Here is a 22,997-nt window from a genome sequence, read left to right on the forward strand (position 1 = left end):
CGAATTACGTTATTTTATTACACTTAGTTCTACTCAGCGAAAATTTATCAAGGGATAGTGAATTTTTCTGCACTATTTGTGAGAAAAAACGCGCTTTTTTAGTCTGTTACGCATTTTTGTAAAAAAAAATCGTGTTTAATTTCAAGTCAAGTCTGAAATTCAATTTATATCTGTGGTAGCATTTCCTTTACTTTCGTGACGAATGGACTAGCTCCTGCGTTATTGAATGCTGTTGTTTTGGAGGTTTAAAGAATAATTATCTGTGAAAGGTAGTTGTTCACACATCATCGATAGATGATGGGGCTCCTCTTTAAATGAAAATACTATTGATGTCTAAGGTCCTGTCGGTCTGAATAACATTAATATAGCAGTAAATAGGAATTACTGGATGACAAACATAACTCAACACAATAAGAGCCTTTATAGGCCAGAATTCGAACACGATAGCTGTGGTATCGGATTCGTTGCCCATTTAAAAGGGCGTAAAAGTCATGATGTGATCGAAAACGCATTAACCATGCTTACTTGCATGGAGCATCGTGGTGGTACTGGTTGTGACGTAGATAGTGGAGACGGCGCCGGTATTCTCATTCAGCTTCCTCATGAGTTTTTTAACGAAGAAGTAACAAAATTGGGCTTCAGCTTACCTAAACCAGGTGAGTATGGCGTGGGTATGGTTTACTTCCCTGCTGGTGAAGCTATTCGTCGCGAATGTCGCGAGATACTAAACCGTAACATTGAAAAACTAGGCCTAACCTTATTAGGTTACCGCGTAGTTCCAAAAGACAACTCTAGTCTAGGTCAAGCATCTCTAGATAATGAGCCGCAAATTGAACAAGTTTTCATTGCGCGTCCAGCTGACTTAGACCAGCAAGTTTTCGAACGTAAGCTATTTGTTTTACGTAAATACACTCTGCACATCGCTGACGCGACTGTTGCCGGTGTAGACGAAGATTTCTATATGGCGTCTATGTCGTCACGTACCATTGTGTATAAGGGTCAGTTAACTACGGCTCAAGTTCGCAAGTATTACTTAGATCTTCAAGACTCTCGTGTGGTTTCGGCAATTGCCATGTTCCACTCGCGTTTCTCTACTAACACCTTCCCAGCATGGCGCTTAGCACAGCCGTTCCGTTACATTGCACATAATGGTGAAATTAACACTGTTAAAGGTAACGTAAACTGGATGCGCGCACGTGAGTCTTTGCTTGCGAGTGTAAACTTCAGCAAAGAAGAACTGGATATGATCAATCCAGTTTGTGATATCTCTCGCTCAGACTCTGCAAACCTAGACATGTGTGTAGAGCTACTTGTATTAAGTGGTCGTCCGCTTGAACAAGTAATGATGATGGTTGTGCCAGAAGCATGGCAAACTCAAGATGACATGGACCCGGTGAAGCGTGCCTTCTACGAGTACTACTCTTGCATCATGGAACCATGGGATGGCCCAGCTTCAATTTCATTTACCGATGGTAAAGTAATTGGCGCAACACTTGACCGTAACGGCTTACGTCCTTCTCGTTACCTAGTAACCGATGATGGTTTAGTGGTAATGGGCTCTGAAACCGGTGCATTGGTTGTAGATCAATCTAAAGTGGTTCAAAAAGGCCGCTTGCAACCAGGTAAAATCTTCATCGCCGATCTTGAACAAGGTCGCATTGTTGCTGATGATGAAGTTAAACACACAGTGTGTTCTAGCCAGCCTTATGGCAAATGGGTAGAAGAAAACAAGATTGTTTTAGATGATCTTCCTTTACCAGAAGGTTACGACCGTTTTGCTACGCAGCACAGCCTAGAGAAACGTCAAAAAGCATTTGGCTACAGCCAAGAAGATATTAACGCGGTATTAAAGCCGATGGTTGGTACTTCTAAAGAACCACTTGGTGCAATGGGAACAGATACGCCGCTAGCGATTTTATCTGATAAAAACCCACACTTATCGCATTACTTTAAGCAATTGTTTGCTCAGGTAACTAACCCGCCAATCGACCCAATTCGTGAAGAAATGGTAATGTCACTACGTACATACGTAGGTGCGGACTTAAACTTACTTGAAGAAACGCCGCTGCATTGTCGTAAAGTTGAGATTAAGCAACCAGTATTAACTAACGACCAGTTAGCTAAGCTACGTAGCATTGATCACAATCACTTCCAAGCTGCGACTATTCATACTACTTTCCACGCCTCTGGTGCAGAAAATGAGTTAGAAAAAGCGCTTGAGCGTATTTGTCGTCATGCTAAAGATGCGGTAGATGATGGTTTCTCAATTCTAATCTTGAGTGACCGTAAAGTAGATAGTGACCACGCCGCAGTGCCGTCAGTACTTGCTACAGCAGCAGTTCACCACTACTTAATTCGTGAAGGCATTCGTGCTCACGCAGACCTCATTGTTGAGTCTGGCGATATTCGCGAAACCCACCATTTAGCAACTGTATTAGGTTATGGCGCAGCAGCGGTTAACCCATACCTAGCAATTGAAACGCTTCTTGATATGCGCGACCAAGCAATTATCGAAAGCAGCCTAAGTAACGATGAAGTTGTTGAGCGCTACACTAAAGCAGTGAATAGCGGTTTGCTAAAAATCTTCTCGAAGATGGGTATTTCTACACTTCAGTCTTACCAAGGTGCGCAAATCTTTGAAGCGCTAGGTATTAACTCTGAAGTAGTGAAAAAATACTTCACCGGTACAGTGACCCGTATCGAAGGTTTAAGCTTAGACGGCATCGCTACAGAAGCACTAAACCGTCACCGTGAAGGTTTCCCTGCAGACGACAACCCATTCAGTGATCTAATCCTGAAAACGGGTGGTGAGTACGCTTGGCGTAAAGAGGGTGAACGTCACCTATTTAACCCAACAACGATTCGTTTGCTACAAAATGCTTCGTCGACTAACGACTACAAGGTGTTTAAAGAATACGCTGCAAACGTAGATAACCAAGCTAAAGAAGCGTTCACGCTACGTGGTTTACTGAAGTTTAAATCAGACCGTGAAAGTGTACCGCTAAGCGAAGTTGAATCAGCAGAAACAATTCTTAAGCGTTTTGCTACTGGTGCAATGAGCTTTGGTTCTATTTCTTGGGAAGCACACACCACACTAGCAATTGCTATGAACCGCATTGGCGGTAAGAGTAACTCTGGTGAGGGCGGTGAAGACCCAATTCGCTTTAAGCCTATGGAAAATGGCGACTCAATGATCTCTAAGATCAAACAGGTTGCTTCTGGTCGCTTTGGTGTAACTAGCCATTACTTGGCCAATGCTGAAGAGCTTCAGATCAAGATGGCGCAGGGTGCTAAACCAGGCGAGGGTGGTCAGTTACCAGGTGATAAAGTTGATGCTTGGATCGGTAAAACTCGTGGTTCAACGCCAGGTGTTGGTCTAATTTCACCACCTCCACACCACGATATTTACTCAATCGAAGATTTAGCCCAGCTAATCTACGATTTGAAAAATGCTAACCGCGATGCACGTATTAACGTTAAGTTAGTATCAGAAGCGGGTGTAGGTACAATTGCTTCTGGTGTATGTAAAGGCTACGCCGACGTAGTACTTATCGCAGGTTATGACGGTGGTACTGGTGCTTCTCCACTTAGCTCAATTAAACACGCGGGTCTACCGTGGGAGTTAGGTCTAGCAGAAACGCATCAAACGCTAATTCAAAATAAACTACGTAGCCGTATTACTGTACAGGCCGATGGTCAACTTAAAACACCACGCGATTTAGCTGTAGCAACTTTGCTAGGTGCTGAAGAGTGGGGCGTTGCAACTGCAGCTCTAGTAGTAGAAGGTTGTACCATGATGCGTAAGTGTCACTTGAACACTTGTCCGGTAGGTATTGCTACTCAGGACCGTCGTTTACGCGAGCGTTACGCAGGTCAAGTTGACCACGTTGTTAACTTCTTCAAGATGATGGTTGAAGGCTTACGTGAGATTATGGCTGAGCTAGGCTTCCGCTCAATTAATGAGATGGTAGGTCAAAGCCAATGTCTAACGCCACGTACCGATGTAGACCATTGGAAATACAAAGGTGTGGACTTATCGCCAATCCTTTATAAAGCTGATGATAGCGGTAACGAAACACTTTACTGCAGCCAAGAGCAGAAACACTTAATTCACGACATCGTGGATCGTCAATTGATTAAAGACGCTGCTAAGGCGCTTGAGAGTGGCGAAGAAGTATCTCTGAAATCAGAGATCATCAATACCAACCGTAGTGTTGGTACTATGTTGTCGAACGAAATATCTAAGCGTTATGGCGCTGAAGGCCTACCAGAAGACACGATTAAAGTGAAATTCAACGGTAGTGCAGGTCAAAGCTTCGGTACTTTTGCCGCTAAAGGTATTAAGTTTGAACTTGAAGGCGATGCCAACGATTACTTCGGTAAAGGTTTATCTGGCGCCAAATTAGTGGTTTATCCAGATGCAAGCGCACCGTTCGAAGCACGTAAAAACATCATTGTTGGTAACGTAGCCTTCTTTGGTGGTACTTCTGGTGAAGCTTATATTCGCGGTATAGCTGGCGAGCGTTTCTGTGTTCGTAACTCTGGTGTAACAGCTATTGTTGAAGGCGTAGGTGACCACGGTTGTGAATACATGACCGGTGGTAAAGCGGTAATTCTTGGTGAAACGGGTCGTAACTTCGCAGCTGGTATGTCTGGCGGTGTAGCGTACGTATTAGACCGTAACAAGCAATTTGCCTCACGTTGTAACATGGAAATGGTTAAGCTAGGCGGCGTTGAAGACGGAGCTGAAGCAGCCGAGCTAAAAGCATTAATCGAGAATCACTTAGAGCAAACTGGCTCTGATGTAGCAAAAGAATTGCTAGGTGATTGGGATAACGCACTTAGCATGTTCGTTCGTGTAATGCCTACCGATTACGAGCGTATGCAGAACTACATGAAAGAAGCTAAAGCTACTGGTGAGCATGAAACGGATTACGATGTAGCTGTAGCTGCATTCGATATGCACCTTGATAGCGTAGCGCAAGCGAAAAAAGCCAAGGCTGAACAAGCCAAACAAAAAGCTGAAGCGGTTTAGGAGAGAGACATGGCAAATCCAACGGGATTTATGGAAATAGACAGGAAGCTATCGACAGACCGCGACCCAGCAGAGCGTTTGATAGATTGGCTAGAAGTTAAAACGCCTATGAGCGAAGAAGCGGTTAAAGACCAAGCTTCTCGCTGTATGGATTGTGGTATTCCTTTTTGTCATTCTGGTGACTCAGACTACGCACCACGCGTAGCTGGGTGTCCAATTAACAACTTGATTCCAGAGTGGAATGACCTGGTATACCGTGGTCGCTGGAAGGATGCGATTGACCGTTTACACAAAACCAATAACTTCCCGGAGTTTACTGGGCGAGTATGTCCAGCTCCATGTGAAGACTCTTGTGTACTAGGTATTAATGCTCCACCAGTAACCATTAAGAGCCAAGAAGTTAACATTATTGAGCGTGCATTTAAGGAAGGTTGGGTTAAACCTAACATTCCAGCTAAACGCAGCGGCAAAACAGTCGCCATTGTAGGCTCTGGCCCTGCTGGCTTAGCAGCGGCTGCTCAGTTAAATTCTGCTGGTCATAAAGTAACAGTGTTTGAACGTGCTGACCGAGTTGGTGGCTTATTAATGTACGGTATTCCGAACATGAAGCTGCAAAAAGAAATCGTTGAGCGTCGTATCGAAATCATGCGTGAAGAAGGCATCGTATTTAAAACCTCAGTAGAAGTGGGTAAAGACATTTCTATTAACCGTTTGAACGAAGACTTCGATGCATTATTGCTAGCTACTGGCGCAACGGTTCCACGTGACCTGCCTGTAGAGGGTCGCCAGTTAAACGGCGTTCACTTTGCGATGGAGTTCTTAGGTAAAAATACTAAGAGCTTGCTAGATAGCAACCTAGAAGACGGCCGTTACATTAGCGCCAAAGATAAGCACGTTGTGGTTATTGGTGGTGGTGATACAGGTACTGACTGTGTGGGTACTTCACTGCGTCACGGTTGTAAGAACGTCATGCAGCTTGAGATTATGCCTCAGCCTCCGCAAGAACGTGCTCAAGACAACCCTTGGCCAGAATTTAAGCGCACCTTAAAGCGTGACTACGGTCAAGACGAAGCGATTGCCATTCAAGGTGAAGATCCGCGTCGTTACCTAGTTATGACCCAGAAAATGGTGGGTGATGAGCAAGGTAACGTGACGGAAGTTCATACTACCAAGATCAACTGGACGAAAAACGCTAACGGCCAAATGATTCCTGAACCAGTGAAAGGCAGTGAAGAAGTCATTAAAGCAGACTTAGTGTTGCTAGCTATGGGCTTCATGGGACCAGAAGCAGGTATTATTGACGAACTAGGTGTTGAAAAAGACGCTCGTTCAAATGCTAAAGCAACCTACGGTGAATACGCCACAAATGTTAAAGGTGTGTTTGCAGCTGGTGATGCGCGTCGTGGTCAAAGTTTGATTGTTTGGGCAATCAACGAAGGTCGTGGTGCAGCACAAGCCGTTGATACCTTCTTAATGGGTAAGAGCTACTTACCTAAGTAAGTTAGCGACAAACTGCTAAAAAGCCCGGCTTATGCTGGGCTTTTTTATAGCCAAAATTTGCCTAGCATTTAGTCAATTGTTAGACATTTCCAAAAAATTCAAAGATGACGGTTTACAAGCTGAAAAATGCTAGGTAATATGCGCCCCGTTGCTGCGGAGGGGTGGCAGAGTGGTCGAATGCACCGGTCTTGAAAACCGGCAAGGGTTAATAGCCCTTCGAGAGTTCAAATCTCTCCTCCTCCGCCATTATTTAGAAAAACGCCAGCATTACGCTGGCGTTTTTCGTTTCTGCATTCCCATAATTCTAATCTTGATAAATTGCTAGTTTATTGCACAAACTGCCAATAATCTTAGTTCTACTCTAAACTTATATCGCTTAATCCTTTAAATTATTATCCTGATGGGATATAAAGTTTGCTGCGCAGACGATGCAAGGTCTGGCAACCCGCCCAATTAGTAGATTGATGTTTTAGTTACAGCGGAGAAAACGCTTGATAAACGTATTTCTGGTTGATGATCATGAACTAGTGCGTACAGGGATCCGTCGCATTTTAGAAGACGTTCGAGGATTTAAAGTGGTTGGTGAAGCCGAGAGCGGAGAGAAAGCCGTTCAGTGGTGCAGAAACAACCAAGCCAACGTAATCTTAATGGATATGAATATGCCTGGAATCGGCGGCTTAGAGGCTACCCGCAAGATATTGCGCTACGATCCAGATGCTAAGATTATCGTATTAACCATTCATACCGAAAATCCATTTCCTACCAAGGTTATGCAGGCTGGTGCGTGTGGCTATTTAACGAAAAGCGCCGGCCCAGACGAAATGCTACAAGCGATTCGTGCGGTGAATGTAGGCCAGCGTTACCTATCGCCAGAAATCGCCCAACAAATGGCCTTGAGTCAGTTTAATCCTGCTGAAGATAATCCGTTTCAAAGTCTCTCAGAGCGTGAGCTACAGATAATGTTAATGATTACCAAAGGCGAAAAGGTTACCGACATTTCTGATCAGTTAAGCTTAAGTCCTAAAACGGTTAACTCTTATCGTTACCGCTTGTTCAGCAAGCTTAATATTAGCGGTGATGTAGAGTTAACTCACTTAGCCATTCGCCACGGCATGATTGATACCGACAAGCTGTAATTTTGCTCGACGATAGCGCTCCATTCGATAGTAAAAAATTCCTAAGCCAGGTTACTGAAGCTAGCGGCATATACATGATGTATAACGCCGCTAATGAAGTGATCTATGTAGGCAAAGCTAAATCGCTAAAAAAGCGTTTAAGCAGCTATTTTCGTAAAAACGTAGATAGCAATAAAACCCGCGCCCTGGTTTCAAACATCGCCAATGTTGAGGTCACGGTTACTCACACCGAAACCGAAGCGCTGATTCTTGAACACAACCTGATCAAAAAACACCTGCCTAAATACAATGTGTTGCTGCGTGACGATAAGTCTTATCCCTACATTTTACTTAGTAAACACAAGCATCCGCGGATATCGATGCACCGCGGCGCTAAACGCAATAAAGGTGATTACTTTGGCCCTTACCCTAATGGCAATGCGGTACGAGAAAGCCTGCATTTGATGCAGAAGTTATTTCCTATTCGCCAGTGTAGCGATAGTGAATACGCCAACCGTCAACGCCCTTGTTTGCAATATCAACTTAAGCGTTGTTCCGGCCCATGTGTGAATTTGATTAGTGATGAGGACTACCAGCAACAAGTAGACCTTGCCAGCATGTTCCTAAAAGGCAAAAGCCAACAGGTAATCAATCAACTAGCCGAAAAAATGACCAAGGCTAGCGATAGCTTAGATTTTGAAGCCGCCGCGGGTTTTAGAGACCAAATTCAAGCCTTACGTAAGGTTCAAGAGCAACAGTTTGTGAGTGGCAATACCGAGCATAGTGACGTATTGGGTTTTGCTTTTAGAAATGGCATTGCCGTTATTCATTTGTTGCTGATCCGTGATGGTCAAGTACTAGGTAGTCGTTCGTATTACCCTAAAGTGCCTAAACAGGCCGATTTACCTGAAGTACTGCGCAGTTTTGTGATGCAGTATTACCTGTCTGAACAACGTAAGGGCAACCAACCTAATGAAGTGCTGTTGCCCGATATCGAAGGCGATTGGCCAGAGATAGAAGCTGCAATCGAAAGTGAACTCGATTGCAAGGTGAAACTTTCCCAACCTAAACGTGGAGAGAAACTGCGGTTTGTGGCGCTAGCAAATACCAATGCAGAAAATGCCCTGTTAACCAAACTAAACCAAGAAGCCACCATTCACCATCGGGTCACCGAACTTGAAGCGCTGCTCAAGCAAGAACAGCCAATTAAGCGCATGGAGTGTTTTGATATCAGCCATACCCAAGGCGAGCGCACGGTGGCTTCATGCGTGGTGTTTGACAGGCAAGGGCCAAACAAATCTGAGTATCGTCGCTTTAACATCGATGGCATTACCGGTGGCGATGACTATGCCGCAATGGCGCAAGCGTTAACGCGGCGCTATCAAAAAGCCCAATTAGCAGAAAAAATTCCAGACGTACTGTTTATTGACGGCGGTAAAGGGCAATTGTCCGCGGCTTTTTCTAGCATAGAACCGCTTAACCTATCGCCAATGCCGCTGTTGGTTGGGGTAGCTAAAGGCACAACTCGTAAGCCAGGTTTAGAAACACTGCTTATCGGTAAAGCAATGACAGAGATACACCTGCCTAGTGACTCCCCAGCATTACACTTGATTCAACACATTCGGGACGAAAGTCACCGCTTTGCCATTACCGGTCATCGTAATCGACGAGACAAGGCGCGTAAGACCAGTGTACTGGAAGATATTGATGGAGTAGGGGCAAAACGGCGTCAAGCATTGCTAACGCATTTAGGTGGAATGCAACAGCTCAAAAGCGCTAGTGTTGACGAAATTAAAAAAGTTCCCGGAATTAGCCCTACTTTAGCGCAAAAAATTTATGATTCGTTGCATCACTAGGCAAGATTAGGCAACATAGCCGCAGTAGTTTTATAAATGAAAAATAATGATAAATATTCCAAATATACTAACCGCGTTTAGAATTGTATTAATTCCGTTTTTCTTAATAGCTTTTTACCTTCCCGTAGAGTGGGGCATGCTAGCGGCTGCTTTCATTTTTGGTTTAGCCGCTGCAACAGATTATCTAGACGGATATCTTGCTCGCCGTTTAGGTCAAACTACGCCATTTGGCGCTTTTTTGGACCCCGTAGCGGACAAAGCGATGGTGGTGGCTGCGCTGGTATTATTGGTAGAGCATTATCAAACATTCTGGATAACCGTACCTGCAGTAATAATGATCTCTCGTGAAATTATCATTTCAGCGCTCAGAGAGTGGATGGCTGAATTAGGCAAGCGCTCGAGTGTAGCGGTATCTTGGATCGGTAAATATAAAACCGCAGCTCAAATGGCGGCGATTACAGGTTTAACCGCACAAATAGACCCTTTGGTAACACAAGCTAGTTATGGTTTATTTTATGTAGCTACCATTTTAACGCTGTGGTCCATGGTGAGTTACCTAGCTTTAGCTTGGCCAGAATTAAAGCAGAATGACAAATAAATAGCGGCTTTAGCCTAAAAATCCAACGAACAGTTAGAAACTTACCAAAAGACAGTTGACGTAGGGATTTTGGCCGCTAAAATGCACAGCACATTCAGCGGCAACGCTGAAGTGTTAAAGGAAATACAGCAGCACTAGCTTAGTGTGGATATAAAATGTAGCGCAACCTAGTTGACTATCTATCCACGTTAGAAAGTAAAGCGTATGAAGCAGCACTAGTTCAGTGTGGGTATCAAGAGTAGCGCAACCTTGTTGTCTATTTGTCCATACTAGAAAGTAAAGCGTATGAAGCGGCACTAGCTCAGTTGGTAGAGCGCAACCTTGCCAAGGTTGAGGTCATCAGTTCGAACCTGATGTGCCGCTCCAATTTAACACATATAGTATGGCGGGTTGGCAGAGTGGCTATGCAGCGGATTGCAAATCCGTGGACCTCGGTTCGACTCCGGGACCCGCCTCCATACTATAAAAATTGTGTCGCCCGGGTGGTGAAATTGGTAGACACAAGGGATTTAAAATCCCTCGTCTGAAAGGACGTGCCGGTTCAAGTCCGGCCCCGGGCACCAACTCTTCTTTTTAGTCTTAGTTCCAATCTCCCTAATAAACATAAACTCACTGTTATTAAATTATTCTGTTTAGCTACCTAAGCTGTTTACCATCTAATCAATCCTGTCTTTATATTTGGCATATTTATAGCTGGAATCGACGTTGTTTAAACCGCTAACAGAGTGAAAAGGCAGCTGCTAGATCGCTTTTTAAGCACTTGAATCAACTCCCTTAAAAAATCCGTTGACTCATTTCTGTAATACGTTAAAGTACAACTCGTTTTCAGGGGCTAGCCTCTAGATAACAGCAAAACGTGTCGCCCGGGTGGTGAAATTGGTAGACACAAGGGATTTAAAATCCCTCGTCTGAAAGGACGTGCCGGTTCAAGTCCGGCCCCGGGCACCAATTTGTTTGAAGATTTAAGCAGCACTAGCTTAGTGTGAGTATATAGAGTAGCGCAACCTAGTTGTTAACTCGCACACACTAAATAGTGATAAAGAATTAAGCGGCACTAGCTCAGTGTGGATATATAGAGTAGCGCAACCTAGTTGTTAACTCGCATACACTAAATAGTGATAAAGAATTAAGCGGCACTAGCTCAGTGTGGATATATAGAGTAGCGCAACCTAGTTGTTAACTCGCATACACTAAATAGTGATAAAGAATTAAGCGGCACTAGCTCAGTGTGGATATATAGAGTAGCGCAACCTAGTTGTTAACTCGCATACACTAAATGGTGATAAAGAATTAAGCGGCACTAGCTCAGTGTGGGTATAAAGAGTAGCGCAACCTAGTTGTTTACTCACATGCACTAAATAGTGATAAAGAATAAAGCGGCACTAGCTCAGTTGGTAGAGCGCAACCTTGCCAAGGTTGAGGTCATCGGTTCGAACCCGATGTGCCGCTCCAAAATTTGTAATGCCTTTTGGCGGGTTGGCAGAGTGGCTATGCAGCGGATTGCAAATCCGTGGACCTCGGTTCGACTCCGGGACCCGCCTCCATTACAAAGAAGAGTTTTGCCCGGGTGGTGAAATTGGTAGACACAAGGGATTTAAAATCCCTCGTTTGAAAGGACGTGCCGGTTCAAGTCCGGCCCCGGGCACCAATTAGAAAAGCCAGTAGCATTTGCTACTGGCTTTTTTGTTTACAAAACCTAAAACACCCTATTAGTCAGCCATATCTTTAGAAATATTGTAGTAATGTGAAATCACATGGTGCATTGGTTCGCCTTAATCAGTTACTGTATTTGCAAGCATTTGAATCGTCATAGGAAAGTCGCTTGTCCACCATTAAAGATGTTTGTAGGCTGGCTAAGGTTTCAAAGTCCACCGTTTCTCGCGTACTCAATGATCATCCTCGTGTTGCCAAAGCTACTAAAGAGAGAGTGCTAGAGGTAATAGAAGCAATCGGCTACAAGCCTAACTCCTCCGCACAAGCGCTTGCTTCAAAACGAACTAATAGCATTGGAATGCTAGTAGGTACACTTGCAGGCCCCTATTTTTCCTCCTTGGTGAGTTCAACTGAAGAAACTGTCCGAAAAAAAGGCGTTCATCTAATTGCCACCAGTGGGCAAGGCACAAAAGACAACGAGTTAGACGCTATACAGTTTCTTATGTCAAAACAGGTTGATGGTCTAATTATTCATGCAGGGGCTCTGTCGGAAGAAGATTTACTCGAGATTGTGAATAAAGCACCAGCAAGCATCATTTTGAATCAGCATATATCGGCAATCGCCGACCATTGTATAGGGCTAGATGACCGTCTAGGAGGGTACTTAGCAACTAAACACATTATTGAGCAGGGCCATTCTAATATCGCTTGTATCACAGGGCCTAAACATCAGTTTGCAAGCCAAGACCGTTTACGAGGATATCTACAAGCTCTCGAAGAGTTTGGTATTGAATATAATAGTGATTTTGTAATTGAAGGCCGTTTTGATCTAAAAGAAAACCGTAAAGCACCGCAACAATTGTTGACTCAACACCCTCAAGTAACAGCAGTGTTTTGCTTTAGTGATCATATTGCCTTAGGCCTGTACGAAGAAATTAGAGCACAAGGCCTAATAGTCGGGGAGGATATTTCGGTGGTCGGCTTTGATAACAGCTTACCAAGCGAGCATGTTACGCCAAAACTCACTAGCGTTAACTTCCCAACAATAAAAATGGGGACTTTGGCCGCTAACAAAGTGTTGTCTTTGATTAACGGTACCGATTTTCCAACTCCTCAGTTGCTTACACCAGATCTGGTCATTAGAGGATCGGTTAAGAAGCTCAACTAACAGTAATATTGCAACACTCTCAATAAGCTTCCTATTTTGGTTGTTACTCCGATTACTGCCTATCGTGAGTTAAGGCGATTAAGTTTGCTGAGCCTAATTGATCACTTAGTTTGTGGGAGCGGTTTCATTAATGGGATTTTGATCTCGTTAAACAGTAGCTAATCAGTATTAAAATCGTTGTGAAAACAAAACTAATAACACGTTTTTAACAGTCGCTATCGTTCAGCTTATTTAAATTTCTCTATAGTGATTTTGATTCACTTAAATGTGGGAGCGGTTCCATAGCTTGAGCCATCTATTTAACCCTATTTGTGTTGAATGGGTTGCTGATGTCTCTCTAGCCACCGCTTTTTTAACTATTTGAAATATTGAAAAATTGAACAGGATTAATATATGTATCTCAAGAAAACAGCGATATCTTGCTTAGTTGCAGCTGCTTTCCTATCAGCTTGTAATAGCTCTAGCGATCTCGTTACAAGGCCTGAGGTGTCAACATCGTTGCCATACTTTGCAGAGTGGCCACAAATTAACAGTGCAGTCTTAAAAGATGAGGCAATAGAAGCAGAAGTGGTTGCGATTCTTGCGCAAATGACTCTGGAAGAAAAAGTAGGGCAAATGATTCAGCCCAATTTATTAGAAGTAACACCCGCAGAAGCGAAACAGTATAAGCTTGGTTCCTTGCTTAACGGTGGGGGAGCATGGCCAAACAATAACAAACATTCGACTGCCCAAGATTGGGTAAATGCTGCAGATGATTATTGGAAAGCGTTAGAAGAAGCGTATGAAGGACGAGGGTTTAGAATTCCGTTTATGTGGGCAACTGATGCAGTTCACGGGCATAATAACGTCTACCGCGCGACGGTGTTCCCCCACAACATTGGTCTGGGAGCAGCCAATAACCCCGAGTTAATTAAACGAATTGGTCAAGCCACTGCCGAAGAAGTCTCGGTCACCGGATTAGATTGGACCTTTGCGCCTACTGTTGCGTCTCCTCGCGATTATCGTTGGGGCAGGGTTTACGAAGGCTACTCGGAAGATCCAGAAATTATTTATTCGTTCGCAGGAAAAATGGTTGAGGGCTTACAAGGTGGGAGCACTGGCCTAAAAGGGCAGCGCAACGTTATATCTAATGTTAAGCACTGGGTAGGCGATGGTGGAACCTTAGAAGGGGAAGATCGCGGAGAAAATCATTACTCAGAAGAGTACTTACGTAACATTCATGCGACAGGTTATTTTTCTGGGTTAGATGCCGGTGCTCAAGTGGTGATGAGTTCGTTTAACTCATGGCATGACGAAGCCAATTACGACCTGAACGAAGACAGTGGCGCAGCGGTTTACAACTATAAACTACATGGCAGCAAATACCTGCTTAACGATATTCTAAAAGACAGAATGGGCTTTGATGGCTTAATCGTTACCGACTGGAATGGGCAAGGAGAGCTTGATGGATGTACTGCCGCTAACTGCCCAGAAGCGGTTAATGCGGGTAACGATGTCTTCATGGTAACTTCGCGTAGTGATTGGCAAGCGTTTTACCATAACGTTATTAGCCAAGTGAATAATGGCACCATATCGATGGCGCGTATCGACGATGCGGTCACGCGTATCTTGCGGGTTAAAATGCGCGCGAATCTTTGGGAAAAACCCAAACCTTCTATGCGAGAGCTAGCGGGTAACGACAGCATCTTGGGTTCAGATGCTCACCGAGCGATTGCCAGACAAGCGGTGAGCGAGTCCTTGGTATTACTAAAAAATGAAGAGGGCATATTACCCTTAAGTAACAATAAGTCCTACCTGGTCCTTGGAAGCGCAGCTAATAGCATTCAAAAGCAAACCGGTGGTTGGAGTTTAACTTGGCAAGGTGATGGAAACACCATCGGCGCCGACTTTCCAGGTGCTAGCACCTTCCTGATGGCGATAAGAGAGCAAGTTGGTACAGAAAATGTTTACACCGACGCCTCATCTGCACCTGATGATACCATTGCTATTGTTGTGATTGGTGAAGATCCTTATGCCGAAATGTTTGGCGATATAAAAGCAAACCAGACCTTAGAGTTCGCATCCTTAAAGTCATCTTATGCCAGTGACTCTTCGATAGTTCAAACCATGAAAAATGCAGGGCGAGAAGTTGTTACTATCTTCTATTCAGGTCGCCCTTTGTATGTAAACGAAGAAATCAATAACTCCAACGCCTTTGTTGCAGCTTGGCTACCAGGTACAGAGGCTGGCGGTATAACCGATGTTCTATTTGCAAAATCTGGTGCTGATTTTAAAGGGCGCTTGTCTTACTCTTGGCCAATGAAGAAGTGTTCAACCACAATTAACCGACATGCTCCTAATATTGAAGGCTATGTTACACCTGCAATGGAACAAGACATCGAAGGCGAACATAAGCCTTTGTTCCCCTACGGCTATGGTTTGGCTTACTTATCTAGTGATACACAAGGAGTTGAATATAACCTTGATGACCTACCTTTAGATGAGCGCAATTTAGGCTGCGGTGTTGATGAACCGGACACTGGTGTAGCAGCCATCAACTTAGAAATATTTGGACCATCGGAGAGTGGTGAGTTTGACCCACGTATTGCAGGTGAGGCTAATAATTGGACGGCTTTTGAAGTAGACCGTGGTTCAGTAACATCTATTGATGCTCTCACGGTTACACCAATTAACTACTTACATCAGCAAGATGCTGTAAAGCTTGAGTTTGGTAATTCTTTGGCAGAAATCTTTTTTGAAACAATTGATGGCGGCCCAAGTGATCAAAACGCTTATCTAAATGCTGATTCGACACTGCAATTTGATATTCAATTACTGTCTGCAGCGCCAAGCTCTATGCGCTTAAGAGCAGATTGTGAGTATCCATGTACTGGTGAAGTTGATATCTCAACTGCCTTACCAAGCGTAAGGGTTGAGGGAGATGCAGAGTGGGATACCATAAAAGTGCCCCTTAGCTGTCTGGCTGAAAATGGCACCGAGTTCTCATTAGTCGATAAAGTTTTTCTGTTACAAAGCGCGGATCCTGTCAGCTTAAATCTAGGTAACGTCCGTTATGTTCCGCGTTCTTTAGATGAGGCAGCTGACGCATTATCTTGTGAGGATATTTAAGTCTAATAGGCTTAACGAGTACCTTTAACTAACCAAGAGCCACTACCTTGTAGATGGCTCTTGTTTTTATAGTGTACTCTTTTTACCGTATGTTGTAGAAACTCAAAGTTATTTAACTTAGCTTACAGTTGATACTTATTAACTATCTGCTGCAACTTATCTACTTCTTGTCCAATGCTGCCACTGGCTTGGCTCGCTTCATCTGCAAGAAGCAGCGCGGCATTGGCACCATCAGATATTTGCACGATATTGAGTTCCACTTCGTCCATTACTTTACTTTGTTCTTCAATCGCGCTGGCGATGTTAGTGTTCAAATCAACAACTTCGTCTACACGTTGAGTAATATTGGTAAAAGAGCCACCAGCTTCTTCGGCTTGTTCAACACCGCTAAGTGCGCGGCTGCTAGCATTTGCCATGGCATTAACTGAACTCGACGATCCAGATTGTAAACCTTCGATCATTTTCTGAATTTCATCAGTTGAGGTTTGGGTTCTGTTGGCAAGGGTTCTCACTTCATCAGCAACCACCGCAAAGCCACGACCTTGTTCTCCAGCTCGAGCCGCTTCAATAGCTGCGTTTAATGCTAAAAGATTGGTTTGTTCGGCGATGTTCCTAATGACATCGATAACACCACCTATTGCGCTTGTTTGCTCTTGTAGCTGATTGAGTGAGGTAGAGGTGGTAAGTACTTCTTCATTTATTAGACCAATCGTTGAAATGGTTTCGCTGACAATCGTTTGGCCGTTAACAACTGCTTGTTGGGAGGCTAGGGTAGAGTCTGCGGCTTTATTCGCATCTTCAGCCATGTTGTTAACAGTGGCATTCATTTCTGCAACAGCAGTGGCTACTTGCTGTGTTTCTAGTTGCTGCTGATTAATCGCATCCCTCACTTCTTGCGATTTGCCATCAATTTGTTGGGTAGCAATTAACATTTCTTGGGAGCCGCTCTTAACTTGTTCTAACAACGATCGTAAGGCTTCTAAGGTGGTTTTATAGTCATGGGCAATGTCAGCAAGTTCGTCAGAACCATATACCGTTAAATCTTGGCTTAGGTCACCTTGATTAACCCTACCTGCTACATAGCGAATTTGTTTAACGGTGCGTCTAATGGATAGATAAGCACCAATCATGAAATAGCAACATGCTAGTAGCACCCCGAGTAGGGCAAACAGCATAACGGCTCGTTTTTGTTCGGCATTGGCTTTACGCTTACCTAACTCTTCGCCAAAGTAGCTAAGCGAGGCAGCGGTAAAATCTTCGATTTGGCTTAAGCTGTTATTGGCAAACTGAAAAACAGTATCGGTATTGGTTTTAACTTGTTGGTCTTTAAGAATTTCATCGCGAATCAAATTAACGATTTGCTTTATGCTTTCGGTAGTTTGCTGTGCTTGTTTACCCAGTTTATTTTCAAATTGTTTATCGTAAGATACCAGTTGTGCCAAGGCTTTATCCATATCGTTAAGCACTTCGATGGCATTATCGGTTCTAAACTGAAGATCAGCATTACCTTCAGCGTCGAGAATGCCAAAGTCAGCAATGTCGCCTCCTTTATCTCTTAGCCTAGCTATGTTGCTTTGTAATATAGGTAAACGGGCGGTAGCTATGTCTATTAGGTAATAACTGCTTACTTCTGGATCTCTAGTTAATCCACTATTTGCGGCTACGCTATAGGTGATGGCTCTAACTTGTCTAAGGAAGGCTTCATGCTCAATGAGCAGCTTACCTAAAGAGCTTTTACTTTCAGCCAGGGCCTGCCAGCTCTGTTGGGCTTGTTCCATCGACGTTTTATTATCGCCAGAAAGTTGTGAGCTTAGTTGTTGCAGGGTGCTGTTTAAATCTTGCTGAATAGAGCTGAGTTCATCTTTGTCGTAATCTGCGCCCATCGTTCTTAGCGTGTTTAAATGCTGGTGCCTCACTACCGAATTGGAGATACCGGGCAGTTGGCTAACAATCTCGTATCCTGCTAACTCATTCCCGGTAAATGTTATTTCTTTATTCATGGTGAGGATTATTGACCCAAAACCATAAACGATTGGCATTAAAAACAAGCAAGTCCACATTATGAACTTGTATTTAAAACCTACTCTGTCACTTAAATAAACGGCAGGGGAAAAAATACTACTCATGCATAACTCCTTTTTGCTGAGTGCCAATCAAGAACGCTTAATTCATCACGCTAATGTAATTAGTTATTCGAGTATAAATATAAAAAATCAAATAGGTATAGCCAAAAGCAATAAGTGATCTACTTAGGCCTAGTTAGTTTCACTTGTTAACTTAAGTTGTTGATGAATATAAGTCTTTGAAACATCTCAGTAGATTGCTCGTTGCTTATCTTTATATTGTAGCCACAATATTGTTTTCTTCTCACACGGCGTAACACGCCCTTGTTTTATTAAGTTTTGGTGCAAAAATCACATATTTGCACCGTTGTGGTGCTTTAGGGTGGCAATTGCTGGGGCTTCATTTAGTGATTTATACCTAAATGGAGGGATGTGTTAGCGTTGGCATAGCCATTGCTACTTTAACTATGCGACATGAGAGATGTATGGCTCTGCCTCATCAAGAGCCGCTTAAAATTTGCAATAGACATCTAGGGTTCCGGCTGCAACGCAGTGTCTGGACCGAGAGTTGTCAACCTCATAGAGGTTACACGGAGGGATAAAAGCCCGGGAGATGACAATAAATACGTCTCTCATGTTTTTATTTTAAAGTGCATAACCACATTGAGGTGACCATGTTAAAACTAATTAAATCTCCACTCCGTACTTTGGCCGTAGCAGCCACCATCGTTAGCGCCAGCGCGCTTAGTATTGTATCTGCACAAGCAGACGATAAACCAACTTATAAACTCGCTTGGACTATCTATGTTGGTTGGATGCCATGGGATTATGGTGCAGCCTCGGGCATTGTTGATAAATGGGCCGACAAATACGATATCAATATCGAAGTAGTGCAGGTGAATGACTACATCGAGTCAATTAACCAATACACCGCCGGTGGTTTTGATGCCACAGTAATGACCAACATGGACGCACTAACTATTCCTGCTGCCAGTGGCGTGGATTCAACAGCGCTAATTGTTGGTGACTTTTCAAATGGTAACGACGGTGTAGTACTTAAAGGTGATAAAGCTCTTGCCGACATTAAAGGCGAAAAAGTTAACTTAGTAGAGTTAAGTGTTTCGCATTATTTGTTAGCTCGCGCCTTAGAATCAGTAGACTTGAAAGAGCGTGATATCAAAGTTGAAAACACCTCCGACGCCGATTTAGTTGCCGCATTCACTACCAAAGATGTAACAGCTGTTACCACTTGGAACCCGCTACTAAGCGAAATTGTGGCAATGCCAGATACCAACATGGTGTTCGATTCATCTAAGATCCCTGGTGAAATCATCGACTTGCTAGTAGTGAATACCGATACGCTTAAGCAAGACCCTAAGCTAGGTAAAGCCCTAACCGGCGCATGGTACGAGATTATGGCAACTATGTCGGGTGATGATGAAGCAGCAATGAAAGCTCGTGCATTTATGGCTGAAGCATCAGGTACCGATTTGGCCGGGTATGATGCGCAATTGGCGTCTACTAAAATGTTCTACCAACCTCAAGACGCGGTTGATTTTACCAATAGCGCAACCCTTAAAAGCACCATGGCTAAAGTAGCCGAGTTTTCGCACCATCACGGTTTGTTAGGTGAAGGCGCACCAGATGCTAGCTTTATCGGTATCGAAACTCCATCAGGTGTTTATGGCGATTCAAGCAACGTAAAACTTCGCTTTACAGCCGAGTACATGGATATGGCTGCTGAAGGCAAATTATAAGGCTCTGCCTATGACTCGCATAATTAATAAAAAACCTAGCCGCTTTGTGCGGCTGATGTTGGGCCTACTACCGTTTTTGCTGCTAATTGCTTTATACATGGCTGCATCACAGACGCGTTTAGCAGACAATCCAAACGATAAGTTATTGCCTGCTATGTCGAGTTTTGTGGAAGCAATTAACCGCATGGCGTTTGAGCCTAGCAAGCGTAGCGGCGAATACTTAATGCTGGCAGATACGGTAGCTAGCTTAACTCGCTTGGCGCTTGGGGTAGGGATCAGCGCCTTAGTGGCCTTAATGGTGGGAGTTGCTAATGGCATGGTGCCATTTGTACGTGCACCTCTATCGCCATTGGTTACTGCCATCTCGCTCATTCCGCCCATGGCAATTTTGCCGATTCTGTTCATTGTGTTTGGCTTGGGGGAGTTATCTAAAGTGATGCTGATCATCATTGGGATCTGCCCAATTATGATTAGAGACCTGCAGCTGCGTACCGATGCACTGCCTAATGAACAGATCTTAAAAGCGCAAACTTTAGGTGCGTCTAGTTGGCAGACCATTATTGCGGTAGTCATTCCGCAAATTCTGCCAAAGCTAATCGAAGCGGTTCGTTTAACCTTGGGCAGTGCTTGGCTATTTTTGATTGCTGCAGAGGCAATTGCTGCCACAGAAGGCTTGGGTTATCGCATCTTCCTTATTCGCCGGTATTTGGCGATGGACGTGATTTTACCTTACGTGCTGTGGATTAGTGTGTTGGCCTTTGTAATGGATTGGCTGCTGCGCAAGTTGTCGGTGCATGCTTTTTCTTGGTATCACAAAACACAAGGAGACGCATAATGAGCACTCCAATCATTCAAGCCATAGACGTTTGGAAAGAGTACGGCGACAACGTAGTGCTAGAGCGCTTAAACCTAAGTGTTGAAGAAGGCGAGTTTGTTAGCATTGTAGGCGCCTCTGGCTGCGGTAAATCTACTTTTCTCAACTTGCTACTAGGGAATGAAACTGCCAGCCGTGGCAAGCTTTTGTTAAATGGCGAACCGTTGCCTAATGAACCAGGGCCAGAGCGTGGCATTGTGTTTCAAAAGTACTCAGTGTTTCCCCACTTAACGGCAGTGCAAAACGTTATGCTAAGTGATGTATTTGCTAAAGCACCAGTGCTTGCGAGTCTATTTGGTAAAGCCAAGCAACAGGCATACAGCCAAGCAATGGCAATGTTAGATAAAGTAGGTTTAACGGAAGCCGCGCATAAATACCCAACAGAGATGTCTGGTGGTATGCAGCAACGCTTGGCAATTGCTCAAGCCTTGATGAAAAAGCCAAAGATATTGCTACTAGACGAACCCTTTGGCGCGCTTGATCCCGGCATTCGTAAAGACATGCACAAGCTAGTTCATCAGTTGTGGCAAGAGCACAAACTTACCATTTTTATGATTACCCACGATCTCTCCGAAGGTTTTAGCTTAGGCAATCGCCTATGGGTGTTTGACAAGCATCGTCATGATGCACAGCACCCCGAGCGCTTTGGCGCGCAAGTCACCTTCGATATTCCTATTAGCAAAGACAGCGATGCTGCTCGCTTTAGTGAAGAGATGAAGCCGATTATTGATAAGTCGGTGGCCTAATAAGGACAATCTATGAACTCTACTATTTCCCAAGAACCTATTTACCAAGAAGTGATAAACGGTGCCGCGCATTGGTCGGTAACGGTACCCGCCGGCAAAACCTTGCGTTTTACTAACCCAGAAGGGGCTTCTAACGTGAGCCTATTGTTTTATAACCCAAAGGATTTGTTAGAGCGTTATAACGCGCCCGATACCCTTAAATGTCAGCACACCTTTAAACTAACCAAAGGTAATTGTTTGTACTCCGATATGGGGCGAGTGTTTTGCTCTATTACCCGAGACGATACCGGCTGGATAGACAGCGTAGGTGGCTTAGCAAACAAACATAAGGTCGCCGAGAAATGGGGCGAGCGTAGCTATCAAACTCAAGGTAATTTGTGGTTACAAAATGGCTACGACGCCATGCTGGTTGAATTAGCTAAATATGGTTTAGGCAAGCGAGATATGGCAGCTAACATTAACCTATTTAGTAAAGTAGCCGCCGATGCAGAAGGCAATTTGCAGTTTGAGCAAAACGCCAGTAAAGCAGGAGATGTAATCGAACTGCGTTTTGAAATGGACACCTTAGTGCTGATGACAACTTGCCCTCATCCAATGAACCCTGCTAGTGAATACCCCAACCATGGTGTTGAAGTTGCGATGGTGGAAGCTGATCCCGTGAGCGAAGACGACTACTGTCGAAACTTTAGACCAGAGAATGGTCGTGGCTTCGAAAATACCGAACGCTACCGTTGTGTTAGCCAAGCTAGCACTTGTTGTGAAGCTTAGTTGTAAGCGCTAAACAAGGAATAATATTCATGATCAAAGAAAGTGATTTACAAGCAGAACAAGCCAGCCAGCGAGAAGTGGTTCCAGCCGGAGACTACTACATGCAGGAGCTAAAAGCCGGTCAAACGCTGCGAATTTTAGACTTAGAAGGTAACCAAGCAGCAGACACATTGTTTTACAGTGCAGCCGATCCCAGCGAGCGATACAGTGCAATGGATACCATTCGTGAACAAGGCAATGTTTACTTAACCGCTGGTACAAAACTGTTATCCAACCTAGGTCGCGAAATGCTCACCATTACTGCCGATACCTGTGGTCGCCACGATACTTTAGGCGGTGCCTGTGCCACCGAAAGCAACACAGTGCGTTATTCATTGGATAAAAAATGCATGCACGCTTGTCGTGATAGTTGGTTGTTGGCGGTTGCCGAGAACGAACAGTACGGCTTAACCAAGCGCGATATTACCCACAACATTAACTTCTTTATGAACGTGCCAATTACCGCAGCCGGTGGTTTAACCTTTGAAGACGGCATTAGCGGTGCTGGAAAATATGTAGAAATGCGCGCCGAGATGGACGTGATTGTTCTAATGTCTAACTGCCCGCAGTTAAACAACCCTTGTAATGGCTACAACCCAACCCCAGTAGAAATGTTGATTTGGGATGCAGCTTAAGCACAAGTAATAACTCTTTAGATTAAGGCTAGGGACGACCCTAAACACGCCTTGTTATTAGCCGGGACGACCCGCAGCTCTC

Annotated in this window: 13 protein-coding genes, 8 tRNA genes and 1 riboswitch; of the genes, 20 read left to right on the forward strand and 1 reads right to left on the reverse strand. The window is 44.2% G+C overall.

Annotated elements, in window-relative coordinates:
* Positions 1–388 precede the first annotated feature (388 nt).
* The 15 genes from gltB (at position 389) to K5609_RS09830 (ending at position 16,033) form a co-directional block, all read left to right on the forward strand.
* A complete protein-coding gene (gene gltB, locus K5609_RS09760; protein WP_221076990.1) occupies positions 389–5,035 on the forward strand; it encodes a glutamate synthase large subunit in 4,647 nt (1,548 codons plus the stop codon).
* A gap of 9 nt (positions 5,036–5,044) precedes the next feature.
* Entirely contained in the window at positions 5,045–6,535 is a 1,491-nt protein-coding gene (locus K5609_RS09765) for a glutamate synthase subunit beta (RefSeq protein WP_152782604.1), read from the forward strand.
* Positions 6,536–6,690: 155 nt separating this feature from the next.
* Positions 6,691–6,781, forward strand: a tRNA-Ser gene (locus K5609_RS09770).
* 245 nt (positions 6,782–7,026) lie between these two features.
* A complete protein-coding gene (gene uvrY / locus K5609_RS09775) occupies positions 7,027–7,671 on the forward strand; it encodes a UvrY/SirA/GacA family response regulator transcription factor (RefSeq protein WP_221076991.1) in 645 nt (214 codons plus the stop codon).
* Between the two features lie 2 nt (positions 7,672–7,673).
* Complete coding sequence (gene uvrC / locus K5609_RS09780; protein WP_221076992.1) at positions 7,674–9,506, forward strand: excinuclease ABC subunit UvrC; 1,833 nt, start codon at positions 7,674–7,676, stop codon at positions 9,504–9,506.
* A 43-nt stretch (positions 9,507–9,549) separates the two neighbouring features.
* A complete protein-coding gene (gene pgsA / locus K5609_RS09785; RefSeq protein WP_221077241.1) occupies positions 9,550–10,104 on the forward strand; it encodes a CDP-diacylglycerol--glycerol-3-phosphate 3-phosphatidyltransferase in 555 nt (184 codons plus the stop codon).
* 290 nt (positions 10,105–10,394) lie between these two features.
* Positions 10,395–10,470 (forward strand) — tRNA-Gly (locus K5609_RS09790).
* 18 nt (positions 10,471–10,488) lie between these two features.
* Positions 10,489–10,562: transfer RNA gene (locus K5609_RS09795), tRNA-Cys, on the forward strand.
* Positions 10,563–10,580: 18 nt separating this feature from the next.
* Positions 10,581–10,667 (forward strand) — tRNA-Leu (locus K5609_RS09800).
* Positions 10,668–10,965: 298 nt separating this feature from the next.
* A tRNA-Leu gene (locus K5609_RS09805) sits at positions 10,966–11,052 on the forward strand.
* 428 nt (positions 11,053–11,480) lie between these two features.
* Positions 11,481–11,556, forward strand: a tRNA-Gly gene (locus tag K5609_RS09810).
* 18 nt (positions 11,557–11,574) lie between these two features.
* Positions 11,575–11,648, forward strand: a tRNA-Cys gene (locus K5609_RS09815).
* Positions 11,649–11,665: 17 nt separating this feature from the next.
* Positions 11,666–11,752, forward strand: a tRNA-Leu gene (locus K5609_RS09820).
* A 174-nt stretch (positions 11,753–11,926) separates the two neighbouring features.
* Entirely contained in the window at positions 11,927–12,925 is a 999-nt protein-coding gene (locus K5609_RS09825; protein WP_221076993.1) for a LacI family DNA-binding transcriptional regulator, read from the forward strand.
* Positions 12,926–13,411: 486 nt separating this feature from the next.
* Positions 13,412–16,033 carry a glycoside hydrolase family 3 protein gene (locus K5609_RS09830; protein ID WP_246611974.1) on the forward strand — a complete coding sequence of 874 codons (2,622 nt, stop codon included), beginning with the start codon at positions 13,412–13,414 and terminating at the stop codon, positions 16,031–16,033.
* A gap of 122 nt (positions 16,034–16,155) precedes the next feature.
* On the opposite strand, the gene K5609_RS09835 is transcribed toward K5609_RS09830, so the two are convergent.
* Positions 16,156–18,159 carry a methyl-accepting chemotaxis protein gene (locus K5609_RS09835; RefSeq protein WP_221076995.1) on the reverse strand — a complete coding sequence of 668 codons (2,004 nt, stop codon included), beginning with the start codon at positions 18,157–18,159 and terminating at the stop codon, positions 16,156–16,158.
* Positions 18,160–18,615: 456 nt separating this feature from the next.
* A riboswitch (guanidine-I (ykkC/yxkD leader) is annotated at positions 18,616–18,711 on the forward strand.
* A 59-nt stretch (positions 18,712–18,770) separates the two neighbouring features.
* On the opposite strand from K5609_RS09835, the gene K5609_RS09840 reads away from it, so the two are divergent.
* From K5609_RS09840 to K5609_RS09860, 5 genes are read left to right on the forward strand one after another with little or no spacing between them, the layout of a single operon-like run.
* Positions 18,771–19,853: a putative urea ABC transporter substrate-binding protein gene (locus tag K5609_RS09840; RefSeq protein ID WP_221076996.1), complete on the forward strand. Its 1,083-nt coding sequence runs from the start codon at positions 18,771–18,773 to the stop codon at positions 19,851–19,853.
* Between the two features lie 10 nt (positions 19,854–19,863).
* Positions 19,864–20,688: an ABC transporter permease gene (locus K5609_RS09845; RefSeq protein ID WP_221076997.1), complete on the forward strand. Its 825-nt coding sequence runs from the start codon at positions 19,864–19,866 to the stop codon at positions 20,686–20,688.
* A complete protein-coding gene (locus K5609_RS09850; protein ID WP_016403083.1) occupies positions 20,688–21,473 on the forward strand; it encodes an ABC transporter ATP-binding protein in 786 nt (261 codons plus the stop codon). Before K5609_RS09845 ends, K5609_RS09850 begins: the two co-directional genes overlap by 1 nt.
* A 12-nt stretch (positions 21,474–21,485) precedes the next feature.
* Positions 21,486–22,241 carry an urea amidolyase associated protein UAAP1 gene (locus K5609_RS09855; protein ID WP_221076998.1) on the forward strand — a complete coding sequence of 252 codons (756 nt, stop codon included), beginning with the start codon at positions 21,486–21,488 and terminating at the stop codon, positions 22,239–22,241.
* A gap of 29 nt (positions 22,242–22,270) precedes the next feature.
* Complete coding sequence (locus K5609_RS09860) at positions 22,271–22,915, forward strand: urea amidolyase associated protein UAAP2 (RefSeq protein ID WP_221076999.1); 645 nt, start codon at positions 22,271–22,273, stop codon at positions 22,913–22,915.
* Positions 22,916–22,997 lie beyond the last annotated feature (82 nt).

The organism is Agarivorans aestuarii, assembly GCF_019670125.1.
GTDB lineage: Bacteria > Pseudomonadota > Gammaproteobacteria > Enterobacterales > Celerinatantimonadaceae > Agarivorans > Agarivorans aestuarii.

Bases quoted from the DNA above. Each gene is read 5' to 3' on its own strand.
- gltB (WP_221076990.1), top strand. From the start codon at position 389: ATGACAAACATAACTCAACACAATAAGAGCCTTTATAGGCCAGAATTC.
- K5609_RS09765 (WP_152782604.1), top strand. From the start codon at position 5,045: ATGGCAAATCCAACGGGATTTATGGAAATAGACAGGAAGCTATCGACA.
- K5609_RS09835 (WP_221076995.1), bottom strand. From the start codon at position 18,159: ATGAGTAGTATTTTTTCCCCTGCCGTTTATTTAAGTGACAGAGTAGGT.
- K5609_RS09840 (WP_221076996.1), top strand. From the start codon at position 18,771: ATGTTAAAACTAATTAAATCTCCACTCCGTACTTTGGCCGTAGCAGCC.
- K5609_RS09845 (WP_221076997.1), top strand. From the start codon at position 19,864: ATGACTCGCATAATTAATAAAAAACCTAGCCGCTTTGTGCGGCTGATG.
- K5609_RS09850 (WP_016403083.1), top strand. From the start codon at position 20,688: ATGAGCACTCCAATCATTCAAGCCATAGACGTTTGGAAAGAGTACGGC.
- K5609_RS09855 (WP_221076998.1), top strand. From the start codon at position 21,486: ATGAACTCTACTATTTCCCAAGAACCTATTTACCAAGAAGTGATAAAC.
- K5609_RS09860 (WP_221076999.1), top strand. From the start codon at position 22,271: ATGATCAAAGAAAGTGATTTACAAGCAGAACAAGCCAGCCAGCGAGAA.